The sequence below is a fragment of the Anaerorhabdus sp. genome (assembly GCF_036637135.1).
Taxonomy (GTDB): Bacteria; Bacillota_I; Bacilli_A; order Erysipelotrichales; family Erysipelotrichaceae; genus Anaerorhabdus.
In genome coordinates this window covers 1-20,111 of sequence record NZ_JAVWNC010000042.1, presented here as the reverse complement: position 1 = coordinate 20,111, position 20,111 = coordinate 1, and the positions used below count along the sequence as shown (strand labels likewise).

General features: G+C 32.0%; 19 protein-coding genes. 2 read left to right on the top strand and 17 right to left on the bottom strand.

Going from position 1 to position 20,111, the window contains the following annotated elements:
- The 10 genes from pyk to radC all read right to left on the bottom strand — a co-directional run.
- On the bottom strand, positions 1–1,415 hold a 1,415-nt coding region (gene pyk, locus RR643_RS08325; protein WP_332482932.1), incomplete at its 3' end, for a pyruvate kinase.
- Between the two features lie 16 nt (positions 1,416–1,431).
- Entirely contained in the window at positions 1,432–2,394 is a 963-nt protein-coding gene (gene pfkA, locus RR643_RS08320; protein WP_332482931.1) for a 6-phosphofructokinase, read from the bottom strand.
- A gap of 60 nt (positions 2,395–2,454) precedes the next feature.
- Positions 2,455–3,378 (bottom strand): ATP-binding protein, encoded by a 924-nt coding sequence (locus RR643_RS08315; RefSeq protein WP_332482930.1) that lies wholly within the window; start codon positions 3,376–3,378, stop codon positions 2,455–2,457.
- A gap of 1 nt (position 3,379) precedes the next feature.
- Positions 3,380–4,588 (bottom strand): DnaD domain protein, encoded by a 1,209-nt coding sequence (locus RR643_RS08310; RefSeq protein WP_332468661.1) that lies wholly within the window; start codon positions 4,586–4,588, stop codon positions 3,380–3,382.
- Entirely contained in the window at positions 4,572–5,165 is a 594-nt protein-coding gene (gene coaE / locus RR643_RS08305; protein ID WP_332468662.1) for a dephospho-CoA kinase, read from the bottom strand. Before coaE ends, RR643_RS08310 begins: the two co-directional genes overlap by 17 nt.
- Before the next feature lies 1 nt (position 5,166).
- Positions 5,167–5,982, bottom strand: coding sequence for a DNA-formamidopyrimidine glycosylase (mutM, locus tag RR643_RS08300; RefSeq protein WP_332482929.1), 816 nt, complete (start codon positions 5,980–5,982; stop codon positions 5,167–5,169).
- The gene (polA, locus tag RR643_RS08295; protein WP_332482928.1) at positions 5,982–8,585 is read right to left on the bottom strand and encodes a DNA polymerase I; all 2,604 of its coding nucleotides are present in this window, start codon (positions 8,583–8,585) and stop codon (positions 5,982–5,984) included. The genes mutM and polA overlap by 1 nt, the downstream gene beginning before the upstream one ends.
- A 73-nt stretch (positions 8,586–8,658) precedes the next feature.
- Positions 8,659–9,726 (bottom strand): metal ABC transporter substrate-binding protein, encoded by a 1,068-nt coding sequence (locus RR643_RS08290; RefSeq protein ID WP_332468665.1) that lies wholly within the window; start codon positions 9,724–9,726, stop codon positions 8,659–8,661.
- Positions 9,727–9,755: 29 nt separating this feature from the next.
- Positions 9,756–10,856, bottom strand: coding sequence for an AI-2E family transporter (locus RR643_RS08285; RefSeq protein ID WP_332482927.1), 1,101 nt, complete (start codon positions 10,854–10,856; stop codon positions 9,756–9,758).
- Positions 10,857–10,905: 49 nt separating this feature from the next.
- Complete coding sequence (gene radC / locus RR643_RS08280) at positions 10,906–11,583, bottom strand: RadC family protein (RefSeq protein ID WP_332468667.1); 678 nt, start codon at positions 11,581–11,583, stop codon at positions 10,906–10,908.
- 145 nt (positions 11,584–11,728) lie between these two features.
- On the opposite strand from radC, the gene RR643_RS08275 reads away from it, so the two are divergent.
- Positions 11,729–13,048, top strand: a complete 1,320-nt coding sequence (locus RR643_RS08275; RefSeq protein ID WP_442878365.1) for a class II D-tagatose-bisphosphate aldolase, non-catalytic subunit — start codon at positions 11,729–11,731, stop codon at positions 13,046–13,048.
- A 109-nt stretch (positions 13,049–13,157) separates the two neighbouring features.
- Here the strand turns inward: RR643_RS08275 and RR643_RS08270 are convergent, their stop codons facing one another.
- From RR643_RS08270 to agaV, 7 genes are all read right to left on the bottom strand, one after another.
- Positions 13,158–13,532, bottom strand: coding sequence for a hypothetical protein (locus RR643_RS08270; protein ID WP_332482925.1), 375 nt, complete (start codon positions 13,530–13,532; stop codon positions 13,158–13,160).
- A 48-nt stretch (positions 13,533–13,580) separates the two neighbouring features.
- Complete coding sequence (locus tag RR643_RS08265; RefSeq protein ID WP_332468670.1) at positions 13,581–13,772, bottom strand: hypothetical protein; 192 nt, start codon at positions 13,770–13,772, stop codon at positions 13,581–13,583.
- Positions 13,773–13,883: 111 nt separating this feature from the next.
- A complete protein-coding gene (locus RR643_RS08260) occupies positions 13,884–15,128 on the bottom strand; it encodes a helix-turn-helix domain-containing protein (protein ID WP_332482924.1) in 1,245 nt (414 codons plus the stop codon).
- Positions 15,129–15,271: 143 nt separating this feature from the next.
- Complete coding sequence (locus RR643_RS08255; protein WP_332482923.1) at positions 15,272–16,444, bottom strand: winged helix-turn-helix domain-containing protein; 1,173 nt, start codon at positions 16,442–16,444, stop codon at positions 15,272–15,274.
- 116 nt (positions 16,445–16,560) lie between these two features.
- Positions 16,561–17,391: a PTS system mannose/fructose/sorbose family transporter subunit IID gene (locus RR643_RS08250; protein WP_332482922.1), complete on the bottom strand. Its 831-nt coding sequence runs from the start codon at positions 17,389–17,391 to the stop codon at positions 16,561–16,563.
- Positions 17,381–18,184, bottom strand: a complete 804-nt coding sequence (locus tag RR643_RS08245) for a PTS mannose/fructose/sorbose/N-acetylgalactosamine transporter subunit IIC (protein ID WP_332482921.1) — start codon at positions 18,182–18,184, stop codon at positions 17,381–17,383. Before RR643_RS08245 ends, RR643_RS08250 begins: the two co-directional genes overlap by 11 nt.
- A 25-nt stretch (positions 18,185–18,209) precedes the next feature.
- The gene (agaV, locus tag RR643_RS08240) at positions 18,210–18,686 is read right to left on the bottom strand and encodes a PTS N-acetylgalactosamine transporter subunit IIB (RefSeq protein ID WP_332482920.1); all 477 of its coding nucleotides are present in this window, start codon (positions 18,684–18,686) and stop codon (positions 18,210–18,212) included.
- Positions 18,687–18,894: 208 nt separating this feature from the next.
- Between agaV and RR643_RS08235 the strand changes: the two genes are divergently transcribed.
- Positions 18,895–20,058: a helix-turn-helix transcriptional regulator gene (locus tag RR643_RS08235; RefSeq protein ID WP_332482919.1), complete on the top strand. Its 1,164-nt coding sequence runs from the start codon at positions 18,895–18,897 to the stop codon at positions 20,056–20,058.
- Positions 20,059–20,111 lie beyond the last annotated feature (53 nt).

Sequence of the window (20,111 nt, the reverse complement as noted above, 5' to 3'; positions counted from 1 at the left end):
ACTTCAATGACTTTCATCATATTCGCTGAACCCTCACCTGTAGGGTAACCAGCAGTAATGATAATTAATTGACCAGGTTTAATACCAAATGTCTTAGCAATTGTACATGCGATTTCATCATCATTTGTTAATTCATTTTGTACATCTGAAAGAATTGGAGTAACACCCCAGTAGCTTTCAAGTTTTCTTTGTGTACTCTTAGTAAATGTTACTGCTAAGATAGGTACACATGGTCTGAATTTAGAAATACGACGAGCTGTTGTACCACCTTGTGTAAAGGCAACTACTGCACCAACATTTTCAAGAGTTAATGTAGCATCCGATACAGCAATACCAATCGCATCTTGAACTGTTTTCTTACTAGAAGTTTTAGATAAATCTAAACGTTCACGATAAGGAATAATTTTTTCAACTGCTTCTGCAATTGTAGCCATCATTGTACATGATTCAACTGGGTATTCTCCAGCAGCACTTTCAGCAGATAACATAACAGCATCACTACCATCTAATACAGCATTAGCAACATCACTAGCTTCGGCACGAGTTGGACGTGGATTAGCTGTCATTGAATCAAGCATATGTGTAGCTGTAATAACTGGTTTACCAATTTTGTTAGCCATTTTAATAATTTGTTTTTGATAAATTGGTACAAATTGAGTTTGTACTTCAACACCTAAATCTCCACGTGCAACCATTACACCATCCGCAACTTCTAAGATAGATTCAAGGTTATCGAATCCTTCTTGGTTTTCAATTTTTGCGATAATGTTGATTGATGGTTTACCCATTTCAATTAATATTTTACGAATAGCAACAACATCTTCTGCACGACGTACAAATGAAGCCGCGATAAAGTCATAGTCATTTTCACATCCAAAACGAATGTCTGAATCATCTTTTGCAGAAATAAATGGCATTGACAATTTAACACCAGGAACATTACATCCCTTTTTAGTTTTGATAGGCCCAGATACTTCAACACGGCAAGTAAGTTCTTCGCCATTGTTTTCAAGTACTGTTAATTTCATTTTACCATCATCGATTAGAATGTAATTTCCTTCTTTAACATCATTAAATAGTTCAGGACATTGAATATGGAAATGTTCATGGTTACCCATAACTTCTTTCTTACAAACTTTTACGATATCCCCTTTAGTAAATTGACATATACCGCCTTCAAATTCACCCAAACGAATTTCAGGTCCTTTTGTATCCAGCATACATGCTAAATTGATTCCAATACGGTCTGAAACTTCACGAACCATATCTAATCTACGCTTATGTCCTTCATACGTATCATGTGAAAAATTGAAACGTACGATGTTCATACCACAACGTGCTAACTTTTCTACTGTTTCTGGTGTTTCACTTGCTGGTCCAATGGTACATACTATCTTTGTTTTTCTTCCGATCATATTTTCTTACTCCTCCTTATATTAGACGATCAAATAATCGATACAAATGTTTTCTTGAAGCTTTAGGTCTATTTAGTGCTTCGTCAATTGGCATAGAAATAATCGTATTGTCAATAATTCCTACGCAATGTCCACCGATATCATTCATCAGTAAGTCAACTGCTTTCTCGCCCATTCTTGAAGCAAGAATACGATCTGTAGGAGAAGGACTACCTCCACGTTGTATATGGCCTAAGACAGTAGCACGTCCAGAAAACCCAGTATTTTGGGAAATCTTTCTTGCTAATCCATCTGCATCTGTAATTTTTTCTGAGATAATCACGATTGCATGATTCTTATGAACCGCTGTATCTAAATATCTCAACTTTTCTAAAATATCCAATTCATCATATCCTGTTTCAGGGCTTACAACAATCTCAGCTCCACAAGAAACTGCTGTGTAAACTGCTAAGTCACCGCAACGGTTTCCCATTACCTCAACTACTGAACATCGATGATGTGAACTTGATGTATCTCTTAATTTATCGACAGCCTCAACACAAGTTTGTAACGCTGTATCAAAACCAATTGTAAAATCAGTACCTGGAATATCATTATCGATTGTTCCGGGGATACCAATACAATTAATACCTAATTTTGTTAGAGCTTGAGCTCCTCGATAACTTCCATCTCCCCCAATAACAACAATGGCTTCTATTCCATTTGCTTTGAGTTGATTAACTGCCATCTCTTGAACTTCAGGATCCTTAAATTCTGGAAGTCTTGCAGAACCTAATTTAGTTCCACCTCTATCTAATATGTCAGATACACTCGTTTTACTGAAAGATTCAAAAGTACCTTCAACTAATCCACGATAGCCATCACGAATACCTACGACTTCAATACCATTAGCTAACGCAACACGAGTAACCGCACGAATTGCAGCATTCATTCCTGGTGCATCACCACCTGATGTTAAAATACCAATTTTTCGTACCATAACTGCCTCCTAATTAACATTATTAATTCTACCATTATTACACTACAAAGTGAAATGAATTTATACGGGATTTCGCCTATTTTTGCCAGGAACTTCAAATTCTGTACTCAAAGCACGTATCCTTTCCAAAATTCGAACCGCTTTCATTTCTTCTTGGTCATTTTGTTTCGTATTTCTGAAATGATTTTCCAAACTTGTGAAATCTTCATTTGACGTAAACCAAGTCATTTTTTTATCTTCCATTCGTTTATTTAAGATAGGAAATAACAACTCATCACGTACCCAAGGAGTTACACTTTCGGCTCCAATATCATCAAAAACTACAAAATCAGCTCGCTTAATTTTCGCAATTTCTTTAGAAAATGTATCGGTAGAATCAAAAGTATTCTTCATTCTACTAATCCATTCAGGTACTTGAATAAATGCAACTGTTTTTCCTTTTCGTGCAAAATAGTTTGCAGCGCAGGCAGCAATGTATGTCTTGCCTACCCCGACTCTACCTACAAGATAAAATCCTTTATCTTTCGGATTCTTTAGCCACTCAACAATTTTCAATAACGCATCAAAATAATCTTTACTTTCACCACGAATTTGTATATCTTCAATTTTTAACGTATAAAAACTCTTTGGCATATCACAAATGTAATAATTTTGAACATGTGATGTCTCCTTATTGATTTTAGCTTGGTACCGACATGTACGAAGAATAGGAGTTAATAACCCATTCCACTCTAAATCAGTAAATTGTCCGTGTACTGGCTGACTACATTGATGTAACCCACTACAATTCTCACATTTCATAACAACTTCCAACCATTTATTAAATTTAATTGGATATTTTTCTACTAAATCCAATGAACAATTATTTCTTTTTAGAAATTCAATGATGTGTTCATTCTTTTTCAATTGCTCAATCAAAAGATTGGTTTGTGTTTTATTTTGATTTTTTGAAAATGCTGGGATATCAAATGACGCTTTCTTCATATTATTCACTTAACCCTTTCAATCGTTTGGCAATTTCCTTTTCTTCTTCTTCACTAATGATTTCAAATTGTTCTTGTTTTGGATCAGATTTTAGTTTTTCATAATAAGCTGGCAATACATCTTTTTTCTTTGAATTTGTTTGACGATTTACTGGACTCTTCTTCGTTTGAGCAATAGCTTGATCTTTTGTAGTTACATTTTCTCTAATCCATGTTGTCGCAACTGCCTCAACAAATCGTTTTGTTAAACGATTTTGATTGATTGATAAAACATAATCAACAAGAACATTCACGACTTCTGCAGGTAGTTTTAACTCAAGATTTAAATATTCAAGTAAACGACGGTCAACCGAAGCGACAGGCACACCATTTTGTCGTGCTTGTAGGAATGAAACTGGTGGTAACATATATGGATCTTTTGATGTTACAATTGCATCTGGATTTTGCGTAGAACATAACTTCTTAAACTTATCTACATCCAATGTACTTGTTGGTAAATCCATACAACGCCCTATCAATACCCTTACTTTATTCGCAGATAAACCATATAAAGTTGCATACTCTCCAATAATTTGGAGATTTTCTTTTGTCCTTGCTTCCACTGGAAATACTAAAGTTGATGTAGTATCAAATAGCTCTTCATAATTAAAGTTGATATTTAACTTCTCATGATCAGTAAAATTGAAGCTTGGTTGTACTTTTGTAAATTGAACTTCATTCTCAACATCCCAATTTGCAAGTAAATTCTTATCAAATTGATCCGATATATCCTCAAACCCATTCTTTGTAGTTTCTTGACGGCTCACCTTTGTTATTGTTAGTTCATATTGCTTTTGCCCTAATACTTTTAATAATAAGCGTGAATATAAATCGTGTTTAATAAATGCTTGTACTGATAAAGGTGGATTAATAACATAAATATAAGTACTCTTATCATTATCCAATTTATGATAAGTCCTCAACAAATAGAATTGTTCACACTTTTTTCGTGCTCTTTCCATTGCTGGAATATCCAGATTCATAATTTTTGATAAACGTTGATGGTTTTCCAAACTCTTTTGATTTGCACCTTCAATGCAAATCGTTAAATAAAAATCTAATGCATCTCTACCAATAATAGGTTGATATAAAGAAACTAAGGAAGTTAAGCCATTGAAATTTATATTATCAATTATTTCAATGCGATATGTATCTTTATCTTTTAGTTCCATTGCCAATGATCTCCATTTCTACCCATTCTCTTACTTGTTTCTTCAAATCTTCAATATTGTTATTATTATAGATTATTTTCGTAGCTCTTTCAATTTGAAGTAAATGTTTCTTTTGATCATGCAATCTTCTTCTAGCATCTTCTTCGCTCATGCCACGATTGGTGATTAATCGTTTCATCGCAATATCATCATCACAAGTTACCAACAGGATTTCATCAAAGTATTGATCCCATCCCGTTTGAAAGAGTAACGGTACTTCTGCAAAGAATACCTCTTTTGACTCTATCATTTTATCTTGCATTTTTTTCAATAATACAGGATAAATTATATTCTCTAATTCTATTTTTTTTGTATTTTCTTTGAATATCTCATTTGCGATACTGCGTTTATCCCAAATCCCATTATGATAAGAAAAAGGAAATATAGTTTTGAGTTTCTCAATTGCGGAATCATCTTGTAGATACAATTGATTTACTTCATCATCACAATTAAAAACGGTATATCCCATTGATTCAATGAGATGACTACATTCCGTTTTTCCAGATCCTATTGTTCCCGTTATCGCAACTTTTTTCATATTACCTCTTTTGACAATGAGGACAATAATATGTCCCTCGTGTCGCTACTCTTATTTTTTTGATTTCCGTATTACATTTTGGGCATAATTCATTAAGCCTTCCATGCACATGAACTTCTAATTGAAATCTTCCTGTGATGCCTAATGATGATGTATAGCTACGAATCGTAGTTCCACCTAATTCAATTGCTCTTGTAAGTGTCTCTTGTGTTGCCTGAACCAAGTCTTCGCAATTCTTCTTCGTTATCTTCTTACAGGGTTTTCGTGGATCAACACCCATCTTGAAACAAATCTCATCAGCATAGATATTACCTACACCTGCAACAAAACTTTGATCAAGTAATGCCCCTTTAATTGGTCCAGTTTTCTTATGTAATGTTTGATAACAATATGAAGGTGTAAATGAAGCATCCCACGGTTCAGGTCCTAGCTTCTTAAAACTGTTTATATCAGAATCAATATCCAAAATTTCCATTCTTCCAAACTTACGCGTGTCTTGATATCTTAGTTCTTTACCATTACCTAATGTAAAAATCACATGTACATGTTTATTTATCGGTTCATCTTTATTAGAGTAAAAGTATTTACCTTCCATTCTTAAATGTGATACAAGAATACAATCATCGAGAATAAAGAGTAAGTATTTACCTCTTCTTTTAAAATCTCTAAAATGTTGACCCATACATTTACTTATAAAGTATTGTGTATCATCACCTACAATACGATCCCACAAAACTTTTACATCTATAATTTCTTGATTTTTGATTTGATGTTCTAGTGTCCTTAGGACTGTTTCTACCTCAGGAAGTTCAGGCATTATTTAGCCTCATACCACGTTGAACCTACCTTACATTCTGCAACTAAAGGCACTTTCAAATCCATCGCTTTTTCCATTCCAGTTTGAATTATTGTTTCCATCAATTCAATTTCATCTTTATCTACATCAAATATCAATTCATCATGTACTTGTAAAATCATTTTTGATTTAACATCTTGTTTTTGCATTTCATCATAAATATGAATCATCGCAATTTTAATTAAGTCTGCAGCTGACCCTTGTATTGGCGCATTCATTGCAGCTCTTTTTCCAAACTCTCTTACCATATGATTTTTATCATGTATTTCTTTTATTTCTCTTCTTCGATTTAATAAAGTTGTTACATACCCATTTTCCTTACATTGTTCAATAACCCCATCCATATAAGCATGAATACCCGGATATGCTTCAAAGTAATTATCAATAAATGATTGTGCTTCTTTTCTTGATATTCCTAATTGTTGCGATAGTCCAAAATCAGATATACCATATACAATTCCAAAGTTAACCGCTTTTGCTTGTCTTCTTAATTGACTTGTAACTTCCTCTTCACCTACTTTAAATACATCCATTGCAGTCTTTGTATGGATATCTAGTTTGGAATTAAATGCTTCAATTAATCCTTTCTCATTAGCCATATGCGCTAACATGCGTAGTTCAACCTGAGAATAATCAGATGCAATCAAAACATTACCTGGTGTTGGTATAAATGCTTTACGAATAATACGTGCTTGCTCATCGCGAACCGATATATTTTGCAAATTAGGATCACTACTTGATAATCTTCCTGTTTGTGTTGCACATTGATTGTATATTGTATGGATACGATTATCAGATCCAACATATTTTTTCAAGCCTTCTGCATAAGTACTATATAATTTTTGAACCTTTCGATATTCCATTAAATCATCAATAATTGGATGAAATCCTTGAAGTTTCTCTAACACATCAACTGATGTACTTCTTTTTTTATTACTTGGAAGTTGAAGTTTATCAAACAAAACTTCTGCAAGTTGTTTAGGAGAATTCAAATTGAAATCATCACCTGCATATTCAGTGATTCGTTTTGATAATTCTTCTATTTTTTCTAAAGTATCTTTTGCAATTTCATCTAAAACAGGCATATCAATTAATACACCTTCTAATTCCATTCTAAATAACACATAGGATAATGGCATTTCTATTTCATAAAACAATTCATTCATCTTATATTCATCAATGAGTGGTTTTGTATGTTCAAATATTTGTTGGAAGAAGTGTGCTTGTTCCGACGTATATTGTACTTGTTCTTCTAAATCCGGTAATTTCGGTTTAGTAAGAGTTCCATAAACTTCTTCTTTTTTGTGGCTTTCATTGAAATCATAAGCACCACGAATTCGATCCCATGATGTTAATGTACTATCACACAGGAATGATGAAATCATCGTATCAAAGTACAAGCCATTAATTTCGATTTTATTTAATGCAAAAGTATGATAGACCAATTTTGAGTCATAACAAATTTTCTTATTTGTAGAATGTAGCCAATTTATTAAATCATAATCTTTCTTTACATCATTAATATCCATATATACACAATGTTTGTTTTTTAAAAGAACCAGTCCATATAATGTTGTCATTTGTGGTAGATCATTACTGCAATCAAGAGCAAGTACTACATCATCCACAAGCAATTCCTTTGGACATTTAGTCACACTAGAAAAGCTCATGGTTACTTCTTCTTTTGGATTTGAATCATTACTTAAGAATGGTTCATATTTCTTAACCAAACTGCGCATTTCCATATCACTAAAAAACTGTACAAGAGTTGTATAATTTGGATCATATTTACAATCTTCCGCTGATATAGGCAAATCAACATCCGTTTTAATTGTTGCGAGTATTTTACTTAAACGTGCTTGATCTTCAAATTCAACAACCTTTTCTTTAAGTTTCCCTTTTAACTCTTCTTTATGTTCTAATAAGTTTTCAACATTATGATAATCCGCCAAAAGCTTGAGAGCTGTTTTTTCTCCAACACCTGGAATCCCTGGAATATTATCTGATGCATCTCCCATTAAGCCTTTTAAATCAACAATTTGAGTTGGTGTAATGCCCATTGATTCTTGAAGTGATTCAACTGTCGTTTCTTCAATTTCACTAATTCCTTTTTTCATTAACCACACAGAAGTTGTATCATCAATTAATTGAAGTAAATCGCGATCACTTGAAAGAATATTGATATCCCAATCTGGATATTTCTTACTCATAGAACCAATAATATCATCCGCTTCAATAGATGGTAATTCAAACCTTGTAATATGAAATGCATCCAAGTAATCTCGGATTAAACTAAATTGGACAATTAACTCTTCTGGAGTTTCCTTACGTCCACCTTTGTATTCAGCAAAAATATCATGTCTAAATGTATGTTTACCTGAGTCAAACGCCACCAAAACAGAATCCGGTTGAACAAGTTCCAATGCTTTTTGAAACATAGAAGCAAATCCAAAAATAGCATTCGTTGGAATTCCTTTCGAAGTTGTCATTGGGCGACCGTATATTGTTGCATAATATGCTCTAAATAGCATTGAATTGCCATCTACTAATAGTAATTTTTTCATAAAATCCTCCACTCTTATTTTACCATGAAACTTAGTTTGATTATAGAAAAATGAGAGCAATTATTCGCCCTCATTAATTCGCTTGTAAATCATCATGTGGTCCAGCATCGTCTATCGTTGTTTGATCTGTTACTTCAGATATCTTTGTTGATGTAACAACAGGGATTGCTGTAGCCATCGATTCAAGATTTGATAGATTCTCATACATAATGGAAACATAGTCCTTATTCTCTTCTTTTTGTTTTTCAGTCAAAGAGGATAAATTATTCATTGTTACTCGTTTTAAACCCAATTCTGATTCAAGTTGTTCTAATAATGCAACCATATCTTCTGGTAAGTTTGGTTCATAAACAATATATTGAACATTATCTGCAATAATACGATCTTTAATTACTTTAAGTTGCTCATCAGTAGGTAAAGCTCCATATTTTGAAAGTACAACTGGATACACTTGAAAGCCATATGCTTTTTGCCAGTTACCAAAACTAGGCGTCATTGATACAAATTTGATTTCTTTACCTTCATTTATTAACTTAGTCGCAAGTTTTTGGTATTCAGCATCTAATTGAACCAAATCTTTTTCAAGTGTCACAAGGTTTTCTTCAAAATAATTAGAATCTTCACTATAATTCGCAGATAACCATTTTGTTATATCTTTTGCCATGCTTAACATAGCAATTGGATCCATCCATAAATATAGATCTTTTTCATAAGAATCAATCTTTTCAAAAGTTTCACCTTTATAGTAGCTCGATTCAATATATGTGATTGTTCCATCAACATTAACTGGTGTATATCGTTGGAATTTATAAATCGCATTTAATACTGATAAGTCATTCGTTGACACTTTTGTATCCTTAATCTGTTCATTATTTACAGTAAGGTATGGTTCTAAAGAACCCACATGAAACAACGCTTGTGATAATTCCAATTGATTTTCATAATTATCAACTAACGTAGCGCGTTGTACGATTTCATCATTTTGTATTGATACCACTTGGAGTTTATCACCAATAATACGGTTTGCTAAATATCCAACCGGGTAAACTGTATAGGCAACTTGGTTTTTCTTAACTGTACATCCTGTAAGTGATGCAATCAGTAAACCAATGACAAGACATAAATAAATTTTTTTCTTCATGGACTACCTCTTTTCTCCTCAAGATTATATCACATTCCATCTGCTACTTCATTATTACTTTTTTCGCGATAATAGTTAAATAGCACTTTGCATATCATGAAAACCGGAACAGAAATCATGACTCCAAAAGAACCAAAACAAATACCTCCCGTTATAATACTAAACAAAGTCCATAGCGGATGAATTTGGCTATTCTTCAAATGAACAAGCGGTCCAATTATATAAGCATCAAAATTTGATAGTATTAATATACCAATAAGTAATATAACTACATTACTTGTAGGTAAACTTAACGCAGTAATAATGCCTACAAGATTCGCAATTGTTGCCCCAAAATAAGGAATAATTAATCCTAGTGAAGTCAAGATTGCTATAATAAGCCAATCTTTGTGACCTACAAGATTATAAAGCACACTATATTCAATAAATTTAATCAACATTAATATTACTAATCCATGTAAATAAGCTCCAATACGTATATCAATTAATTCATAAATCTTAGGTAAATCTGGATTAATCCCCTCACTTACATAATCAATATAGGATGTAATTTTTTCATAATCAAATAAGAAATAGAATGAAACCATCACAGTCAGTATTGTGTTTGTAAGAAATCCAATAAATCCATTAAATATTTGCGGGATTAATGTACTAAAATTAGGTAACCAAGTTTTTGATTCACTCATCAATAAATTAAACTGCTGAAGCATTGCTTGCAATATAGGTGATGGATTATTTTCACTAACATTTCTATAAATATCAAATAGTGAATTAACTCCTTGACCTATACTGTTTATAAAACTAACTATTCGAGAATAGATTGTCGGACTTATCGCAAATATCAATGTACATAGTGCAACAATAATGATAACAAATAAAACAGGAATACTCAGTTTTCGTCGGATTCCTATTTTTTCCATTCTCATAACAAGAGGATGTAACAAATAAGCAATAATGAACCCGATAACAAATGGTAAAATGATTTTAATGATCGCATGAGCAATTGACATCCACACATACGATGTAACGGATAGTAAATAAACTACCAACAAAACTGCTACTACTTTGAATAGAGTAGTTAATGATACATTATTTTGTATATGTTCTTTAAATTTTACTGTCCATTTCATAAGATATCCCCTCATAATCATATCATGCTTATCCATCATTTAAAAGAATTCATAATAAACCTTTTGCCTTAAAACTGAGATAATTATGCCCTGAAACAATGATATGATCTAAAACTGTTATCCCCATCATTTCACCACATTCTACGATTTGTTGTGTCATTTCAAGATCAGCTAAAGAAGGTTCTGTATCGGATGATGGATGGTTATGTACTAAAAGTATTTTGCTAGAAGAATGAAGTAATGCTTCTTTAAATATTTCACGTGGATGTACCAAACTGCAATCAACAGTTCCTTTAAATAGAATTCGATATGTAATAATATGATTTTTAACATTCAAATATACAACGAGAAAATTCTCTTGCAATTCATTACCAATTTCATTTCTTAGCCAATCTATTAATTTACGTGGATCTTTTATCACATCCTTCTTTTCAATCTCCTCATATGACATTCTACGTGCTAATTCAATGCACGACATAATCTCCAACGCTTTTACTTCTTTGATGCCTTTGACACCGATTAAATCAAATTTAGATAAGCGAGATAATCCGTTTAACCCACCCGCTTTTTTAATTAAAGCCTCAGCAACTGCTAAACTTGAAAATCCTTGATAACCAGTTCGAATTAAAAGAGCCAGTAATTCAGTGTTACTTAATCCCTTTACACCAAATTTTAACGCTTTCTCTCTTGGTCTTTCTTCTGATGGAATCTCTTTAACTAATGCCATTTCATATCACCTCAACTAATAATTTGAAAAAATAGTTAAAATTCCTAGTTTCTTACCAAAATATACAAATCATTTAATTGTTTAGATAAGGAAATCAAATTAAAATATGCTAAACTAAGTATATAAGATTGAAGGGAGATATCTCATTATGAAACATCCTTTATTACAAATGATTAATTTACAAAAAAAAGGTTTACCTGTTGGAATTTATTCTGTATGTAGTGCAAATGAATTCGTTATTGAAGCAGCACTTGAAAGAGGTAAACAAACAAAATCTGTTGTATTGATTGAAGCTACTAGTAACCAAGTAAATCAATATGGTGGATACACTGGTATGAAACCAAAAGACTTCTTAAAATTCGTTGAGAAAATTGCTAAAAAAGTTGGATTTCCAATGGAAAAAGTAATTCTTGGTGGAGATCATTTAGGACCATTAACTTGGACTCACCTTAATGAAAAAGAAGCAATGAAAGAAGCTAAAAAATTAATTGAATTATATGTTGCAGCAGGATTTACAAAGATTCATATTGATACATCAATGCGTGTTGCTGATGATGATCAAAATGCAATGCTTTCAACTGATGTAATTGCACGTCGTGGCGCTGAATTAGCTGAAGTAGCAGAAAAGACATTCGCTAAACTAGTTGCGAAAAATCCAAATTCTTTACACCCAGTCTTCATTGTTGGATCTGAAGTACCTATCCCAGGTGGGGCTCAAGAGGAAGAAGATGGCGTAGCCGTTACTAAAGTAAAAGACTGTAAGACTACGATTGACACTTTCCACAAAGCATTCCTTGATAAAGATTTAAAAGATGCATGGAATCATGTTATTGCTGTTGTTGTACAACCCGGTGTTGAATTTGGTGATGCAACAGTTATTGAATATAACCGAAAAGAAGCTAAGAAACTAACAAATTCATTAAAATCCTACAAGAACTTAGTATTCGAAGGTCATTCAACTGATTATCAAACAAAAATTGCTCTTAAGCAAATGGTTGAAGATGGAATTGCTATTCTTAAAGTGGGACCAGGCTTAACTTTTGCAGCTCGTGAAGGTATGTTTGCTCTAGCTAATATCGAAGAAGAACTTTTCAAAGGTACTAAAACTAAAACTTCTAAATTCATCGATGTATTAGAAGAAGTAATGCTTAAGGAACCAGGTAACTGGAAAAAGCATTATCATGGTACTGAACAACAATTAGCATTTAAACGTAAATATAGTTTCTCTGATCGTTGTCGTTACTACTTACCAAATGAAAAAGTACAAGCAGCTTTAGAAACATTAATCAAAAATATTAATAGTACAGAAATTCCATTCTCTCTATTAAGCCAATATATGCCAATCCAATATACTAAAGTACGTGAAGGAATCATTCCTTGCACTGCTGAAGCTCTAATCAAAGATAGAGTTGCAAATTGTATGGATGAATATTTATTTGCTACACAACAACAAAAACTAAAATAAGCAAAAAACGACTACCCCGGTGATAGTCGTTTTTTTCATAGTATCGCTACGTATCTAAATAAAATAATATTTACAATTCATTTCATATACTTTTTACATAATGATTTCATTAACTAATTGCAATCAATCGTTCTAAGACTTCAATTCGATATGAATCATAAGCATCAATTTCTATTGACTTCTTAGTTGTGAAAACAGTGATTAACAATACCGCAAATAAATCAATTGTAATAAATATTCCGAAATATACTTTGTTAAACATTACATCTCTAAACGTGAACAACATTACAAGTATTAAACTATTTATTATGAGGATGATGATACATCTTAATAACCATAAATAATTTTGTTTTGCAATCTGTTCATTTTTATTTAGATTTCGTTTAAGTCTAGCCAATTCAATAATTTTATCAGACAAATCTAAAGCATCGTACTTTTTATAAATATTCAAGTTTTGTCTATACTCTTCAATTTGCTTACACATATTTTAATCCTTCTTGGCTATGATTCTAGGTCCATTCCTTTCTATCCCTTAATCAGGAAAGTCAACATGGTTCAGTGGAGCAATTGGATACAAGCATGGATAGTTAGTTGGTTCACCATCTTCATTGTATTCACAGATTGGATAATCATAATTATCTTCTTCTGCCGCCACTGCGCCTATTGGTGATGCAACAATAAACACCAACAATACAGCAACTAAAATACTTTTAAATTTCTTCATATTCTTTATCTCCTTTATGTTTTTATTATCGCACTCTTTTCATCTTCATGGGTTTCTAGTTTGCACGAAAAAAACAGCTAATATAAGCTGTTTTAGACTTCATCTTAGAAACTATACAACGAAAGTTGCTTTAGTAGTCAATAACTCTTTAGTTACTTCATACGCTATCTTATACTTAAAATTTGTTTCAGCATAATTTCTGATTTCATTATTAATAATAATTAGTGTTTCTAATTCTATGCAATTTTCATTATTTTTCTTGCATTTGAGTAATTTCTTTATTCGTTCATCCTCATCAATCAGATTATCAGAAAGTATCCTTAACATTTCTAATAATGTTCTTGTATCATTATCTAATTTTAAACTTAAGCCTTTTTCTATCCATAAATTCATCAACTCAAATTGGTTCAACTTAAAGTAACAATACGCACAATGAAAATAAGAAATCTTGAACATATCAAACTCATTCTCTTCTGTTTTTTCAAGTATTTGTAAAGCTTCACTCCATTTCAATTGTTTCATATAATTCCACATTAAATTAACTTTAACCGTATTTTTCATTAGTACAGAACCTACTTCATCATAGCGTTGTATTAAATCAAGATACATTTTATTTGCTATTTGAAACTCACCAGAGCGTGAAAACAAATTTGCGATGTGACACTCTGTATACCATTCTCTCTTCCAATTTGATTCTTTATTAAATGAATCCCTAGCTTCAACCGCAAGACGGTATGCATCCAACAAATTATTAATTTTTCCATATGTATACGACAAATGATACGAAACCATCGAACTCGTGTATTCAAATTTACCTAAATTTTTTGCTTCTATTAAATATTTAATCGCATTTTGATAATCATTGTTATTTTTATGTAATACTCCTTTAAAATCTAGATAAATATGTTTAATTTTTGAATCAATTATTATTAACTTTGATATTCGATTAAATTCTTTATCCCAATATTCAAATTCATCTTTCATTAATACAGAATTTATAAAACGACATAAATAATATTTTTCTGCAAGTGCCGAATATACTGCATTTTCGTGATATGAAATTATCTTTTCAATAATTGCTTTTGTATCATTCGCCTTAATTTGATTGATAATATACTCATCCATCAATTCTGAAAGTTCATCGAATTTTTCACCTTCATAATAAAACTCTATACCAAAAACATTAAATATAAAATTTATTGTTTCCATAGAGCCGAGATAACTTCCATTTTCGATTTTGCTTAAGTAGGACTTAGAAACATTGCTTCGCTCTGAAAGTTCCTTTGAATTAATGCCTAATTCCATTTTCTTTTGTTTAATCAAGTCCGCTACATACAACTTATACTTTTCCTTCATACTTTCCCCCACATAAACAAATATCTTATACTTTTAATTATATCCTATCTACATTTTTTATTGTGTATTTCAATTCATTTGAATATTATTTATTATTCAAATCAATTTTTATTATCAACTATCTCTAATTTAAGTTGTTAATTTCATAATTCATTTACATTATTTTGATTAAATTTTTCTAGTTTTACTATTCGTTTGTGAATCTCTTTATCTAAGATCTTCGTATATTTAATATTTTGTTCAATCCAAATATTTTTAACTTCTAATTTGTTTGTCTTTTTAGTAAATACTGCTTCTATTCTTCCAATGAATTGATCACCATACAAAATTGGCAAAACATAATAACCATACTTACGTTGATTTTGAGGTGTATAGATTTCCCATTTATAGTCATAATCAAATATTTCCTTAATTAATTTACGATCCCATATCAAATTATCTAGCGGTGCGATAAACTCACACCTTTTTTTATAAACAAATTTACTTAATACTTCATCAATGATTTCCAAATCCTCTTGAACACAATAGAATGGCTCCTTACAGCCCTCTACGCGTACTTCAACAATTTTTCCAGATAAAATATACTCTTCATAAATTCTATTCCTTACGAGTGTTTTAAGCTGATTAATACATAGAAATGCATCTGAACTTTTATTCCATAATAACCCTACGGATTTAATTCGTCTTAAAACTAACCATTTTTGAAAGTCATATAACGTTTTATTTGGATCCGCTTTGTCTAATATCTTCTTGGGTATACAATTTTCAATACAATCATAATACTTAGTTGTACCCTTCTTATGATAAATCGCTAACTCCCCAGTAAAGTATAAATGTTCCAAAACAGCACGCGCTAAACTTGATTTTGTCCCCCATGCACCTATTATGTGTTTATCATTATGTATATCATTAGAACATAATGGACCCCTTCTTTTTATTTCATTTTTAATTTCCTCACAAGTAAGTTTTATTCTACAATCATACCTATCCATATAATCATATAATTCATGATTTCTCAAAAAATATGGCCAGTCATCCATACAAAATATTGAAAGATTCTTATCAAAATAATCAATTAATTTTCTGTCTTGATATAGTAAATCATATAACATCTCTCTATTGTAATTTTTAATACGTGATAACAGTACCAAATCGGCATTTCTTCCACATGAATCAATTGGATCAAATTGAATACATCCTGCTTGCTTAACAAAAGCTAATATTCCTTTTTCACCTTCAAATTTATACTCACCAAGTAATCCGTGTTTTACAAGAAGAAATTGTCTTGCTTGTTTCTTTGTTAAATTAATTATCATAATAAATCACCTTTTATTCTTTATACTAGTATATCTTGTTTATGGATTTTAAACAAAAAAGGTGTCGCATAAGCGAACACCTTTTCATATGAAGGTTGTGGAATACCAAATTTATCTTAGAATAAACCGATAAATGGTAAAGCCCCAAGAATACCAAATAATAGAAGTAAAATGATACACTTGATAACTGTGAAGTTTTTCTTAGCAATTAACCAGTACATAAGCATAGTAATTGCAAGTGGGATTAATTTAGGGAAAATACTATCTAATACTGTTTGTAATACGATAGGAGCATCCCCATTAGGAATAGTTAAAGCGATTGTTGTACCACCCATGTTAGAAATTAGAGCACCTACTACGAAGATACCTAATAATGAAGCAGCATGAGTAAATTCTTTAGCATTTTTAGTTAATGCTTCAATTGCTTTACTACCTAAGTCATATGACCAATACATTAATCCGTAACGAACTCCGAATTGAACTGCATTGAATAATACTAAGAAAATGATAGGTCCTAAAATATTTCCTTCAAGAGATAAGTTAGCACCGATACCAGCAGCGATTGGAACTAATGTTAACCAGAAAATAGCATCTCCGATACCACCTAAAGGTCCCATAGCAGCAACACGTACTGCACGGATTGTAGTTACATCAGCTTTTTGTTGTTCTAAAGAAAGAACGATACCCATAACGAATGTTACTAAGAATGGGTGAGTGTTAAAGAAGTCTAAGTTATGTCCCATTGAAAGAGCAAGATCTTCTTTGTCAGTATGGATTTTTTCCAATCCTGGAAGAATTCCGTATAACCAACCAGCAGCTTGCATACGTTCAAAGTTGAAAGACATTTGTAAGAATAATGAACGCCAAACCATTTTGTTAAGAGTTTTCTTATCAAGAGGTTGAGCAGGAGTCGTATTCTTGTATGTGTTTGCTAAATTAGATGCCATCACTATAGTCCCCCTTTGCTGATCCAGCATTTGCTTTGATCTTCGTATTGATTTGGAAGTCATAATAAGCTAATGCTCCACCGAGAATAGCAACGATTACTAATGTATAAGCACCAGTACCCATAGCTTTGTCGATTAATGTTGCCATAGCGAAACCAGCAATTAATACTGTCCAGAATTCGCCTGAAATCATTACTTTCATTAATACTGCAAATCCTACATAACGCATCATACCACCTGCAGCTCCAAGACCAGTCCAAACCCATGCTGGAACAGCTTCAGAAAGCATTACACCTACAGCTTGTCCAGCACCAGTACCGATCATTGCAAGAATTGCAAATAGAGCACCAATACCAAGCATTAAGCCAAGGTTAAGTCGTTCGATACCTTTGATATCAGCTTTTGCAGCCATGCTGTCAGCTTTTGACATTGCAGGAGCAGCAATTGTGAACCAAATGTTAACAGCTTGTTGTCCAAGTAATCCGAATGGGATTGCAAGTGCTAAAGCAGATTCGAAATCTGGTTGATTTAAAGAGATTGCGAATACAACAGCCATAATGCCTCCTAATACTGCATTTGGAGGTTGAGCTCCACCGATTGGCATACTACCAATCATTAGAAGTTCATAAGAAGCCCCAATTTTAAGTCCTAAGTCGAAGTTACCAAGGATAGCTCCAACGATAGGTCCCATAACAATTGGGCGATACAATGATTCAAGGAAACTAAATTGGTCAATACCGCCGATAAATCCAACGACACCAACAAGTAATATTTGAATAATATTAAATTCCATGTTTATCTATCACCTTTCTGTATGATTATTTAAATAATTTTTCTACGTCTTCTGTAGACATTGAAGGAACTTTTCTAATTTCAAGTTCTACCCCTAAGCTACGAAGCTTTTCAAAAGCCTCAACGTCTGATGCATCAACAGCAACTGAACCAGCAACTTGACGCTTACCTTCAGACATATGCATGTTTCCAATATTAACTTTTTTGATAGGTACTCCACCCTCAACTAGTTTTAATACATCTTGTGGATTCTCACATACGATAAAGATTTTTTGAGCATCAGAAGCTTTGTGAATTGTGTCGATTGTTTTTTGAACTGACCAATAACGTGTTTGAGCATAGCTTGGTGCAGCCATATCCATCAATCCTTGACGGAATGTGTTACTAGCTACATCATCATTCGCAACTAAAAGTAAATTAGCTCCAATAGAACTAGTCCATTGAGTTGCTACTTGTCCATGAATCAAACGGTTGTCAATTCTTGTTAATAAAATGTTTGGCATTTTTCATCCTCCCCTTCATTTTAAGAACGCATCTATCCCCTTCCCAAGAAGTAAACGCTTTCTATGATTTCATTATAGTTCAATTCTCGAAGAATTGTTTTATAATTTTCAATATTGCGTTTGTACTTTTTAACACTAATTTAAAAACTAAGTATCGAATTGTGATGATTTAGTGAAATATTAGTGTATAATTTGATTAGGTGATAATATGTATAACAAAACAACGAGTGCTTACTTCCTTAAATTTGGTAAAATTACTGACTCATTCAAAAAAAATAAGGAACTAAAAAAGAGAAAATTTAAAATTACGAATAAAACTATTGCATCATTATATGCATATAGTGAAGATGTTTACGTAGAAACTGTTGATGGTATGGCAATCGTTGTCATAGCAGATCCTGATGAAGCGTACAAACCCGAACTATTCGTAATTCATCGCAATTTCAAAATTGACCAAGGTCAATACTTTTCATTTATCACATTGACATCATCATCAACTATCAATCTTTATACACCAAATAAAACTACACGAACAACACTCAATACCGAAGCACCTATTGTATATGAGCCAATTCAACCTAAATTAATGATTAGCGAAATATGTGCTTATTATTATATGGTGAAATCTCCTGGGTATAAATTTTATGGTGAATCTCATCGATACTTTGAATTAACCTTTGTAGATTCTGGTGAACTAGAAACTGATGTAGAAGGAACTAATTTTGTCCTAAAGAATTATGATTTACTTCTATATGGACCAAACCAATATCACACCCAAGAAATAACTTCGTCTGAACCCTGTAGTTATTTGACGATTATCTTTGAATCTGACATACAAAATTATGAATCAATAATTAATCGCGTATTCCATTGTCCTCGTGAGTATTATCAAATCTTGGATAAATTTGTAAAGATGACTACATCGCCTTTACCTTATGCTAAAGACTTAATGATATCATTTATACAAGAACTTATACTCCATTTACTTCAATATGATTTAGAAGAACATATCACAAAACCTTCTACCCCTATTCATCAACATTTCGAGAATGAATTATTGGAAGAAATATTGGCTTATATCAATCAAAAGATTTTTGAACCATTACCAGTAGATGAAATTTGTGATCACTTTTCTATCAGTCGTTCCAGTTTACAAAACTTATTTAGAGATAATATGAAAGTAGCTCCAAAACAATATATCAATGAAGCAAAATTAGCTAAAAGTAAAGTCTTAATTAAAAAGTCTGAATACACGATTAGTGAAATTTCTTCTATGCTTGGATTCAATTCTATTCATTACTTTTCAAGAAAATTTACTCATCGCTATAACATAACACCTAGCGAATATGCTAAAAAGATTTACGAAGATTAAGAAAATTGATTTGTTACACAAATCATTTAAAGAACCTTTATGAAGTTCCCAAA

Coding starts and splice junctions, on each gene's coding strand:
- RR643_RS08310 (WP_332468661.1), bottom strand. CDS start 4,588: ATGGAACTAAAAGATAAAGATACATATCGCATTGAAATAATTGATAAT.
- coaE (WP_332468662.1), bottom strand. CDS start 5,165: ATGAAAAAAGTTGCGATAACGGGAACAATAGGATCTGGAAAAACGGAA.
- RR643_RS08285 (WP_332482927.1), bottom strand. CDS start 10,856: ATGAAATGGACAGTAAAATTTAAAGAACATATACAAAATAATGTATCA.
- pfkA (WP_332482931.1), bottom strand. CDS start 2,394: ATGGTACGAAAAATTGGTATTTTAACATCAGGTGGTGATGCACCAGGA.
- RR643_RS08265 (WP_332468670.1), bottom strand. CDS start 13,772: ATGAAGAAATTTAAAAGTATTTTAGTTGCTGTATTGTTGGTGTTTATT.
- RR643_RS08270 (WP_332482925.1), bottom strand. CDS start 13,532: ATGTGTAAGCAAATTGAAGAGTATAGACAAAACTTGAATATTTATAAA.
- mutM (WP_332482929.1), bottom strand. CDS start 5,982: ATGCCTGAACTTCCTGAGGTAGAAACAGTCCTAAGGACACTAGAACAT.
- RR643_RS08255 (WP_332482923.1), bottom strand. CDS start 16,444: ATGATAATTAATTTAACAAAGAAACAAGCAAGACAATTTCTTCTTGTA.
- RR643_RS08315 (WP_332482930.1), bottom strand. CDS start 3,378: ATGAAGAAAGCGTCATTTGATATCCCAGCATTTTCAAAAAATCAAAAT.
- RR643_RS08260 (WP_332482924.1), bottom strand. CDS start 15,128: ATGAAGGAAAAGTATAAGTTGTATGTAGCGGACTTGATTAAACAAAAG.
- RR643_RS08245 (WP_332482921.1), bottom strand. CDS start 18,184: ATGGAATTTAATATTATTCAAATATTACTTGTTGGTGTCGTTGGATTT.
- radC (WP_332468667.1), bottom strand. CDS start 11,583: ATGGCATTAGTTAAAGAGATTCCATCAGAAGAAAGACCAAGAGAGAAA.
- RR643_RS08290 (WP_332468665.1), bottom strand. CDS start 9,726: ATGAAGAAAAAAATTTATTTATGTCTTGTCATTGGTTTACTGATTGCA.
- polA (WP_332482928.1), bottom strand. CDS start 8,585: ATGAAAAAATTACTATTAGTAGATGGCAATTCAATGCTATTTAGAGCA.
- RR643_RS08235 (WP_332482919.1), top strand. CDS start 18,895: ATGTATAACAAAACAACGAGTGCTTACTTCCTTAAATTTGGTAAAATT.
- agaV (WP_332482920.1), bottom strand. CDS start 18,686: ATGCCAAACATTTTATTAACAAGAATTGACAACCGTTTGATTCATGGA.
- RR643_RS08250 (WP_332482922.1), bottom strand. CDS start 17,391: ATGGCATCTAATTTAGCAAACACATACAAGAATACGACTCCTGCTCAA.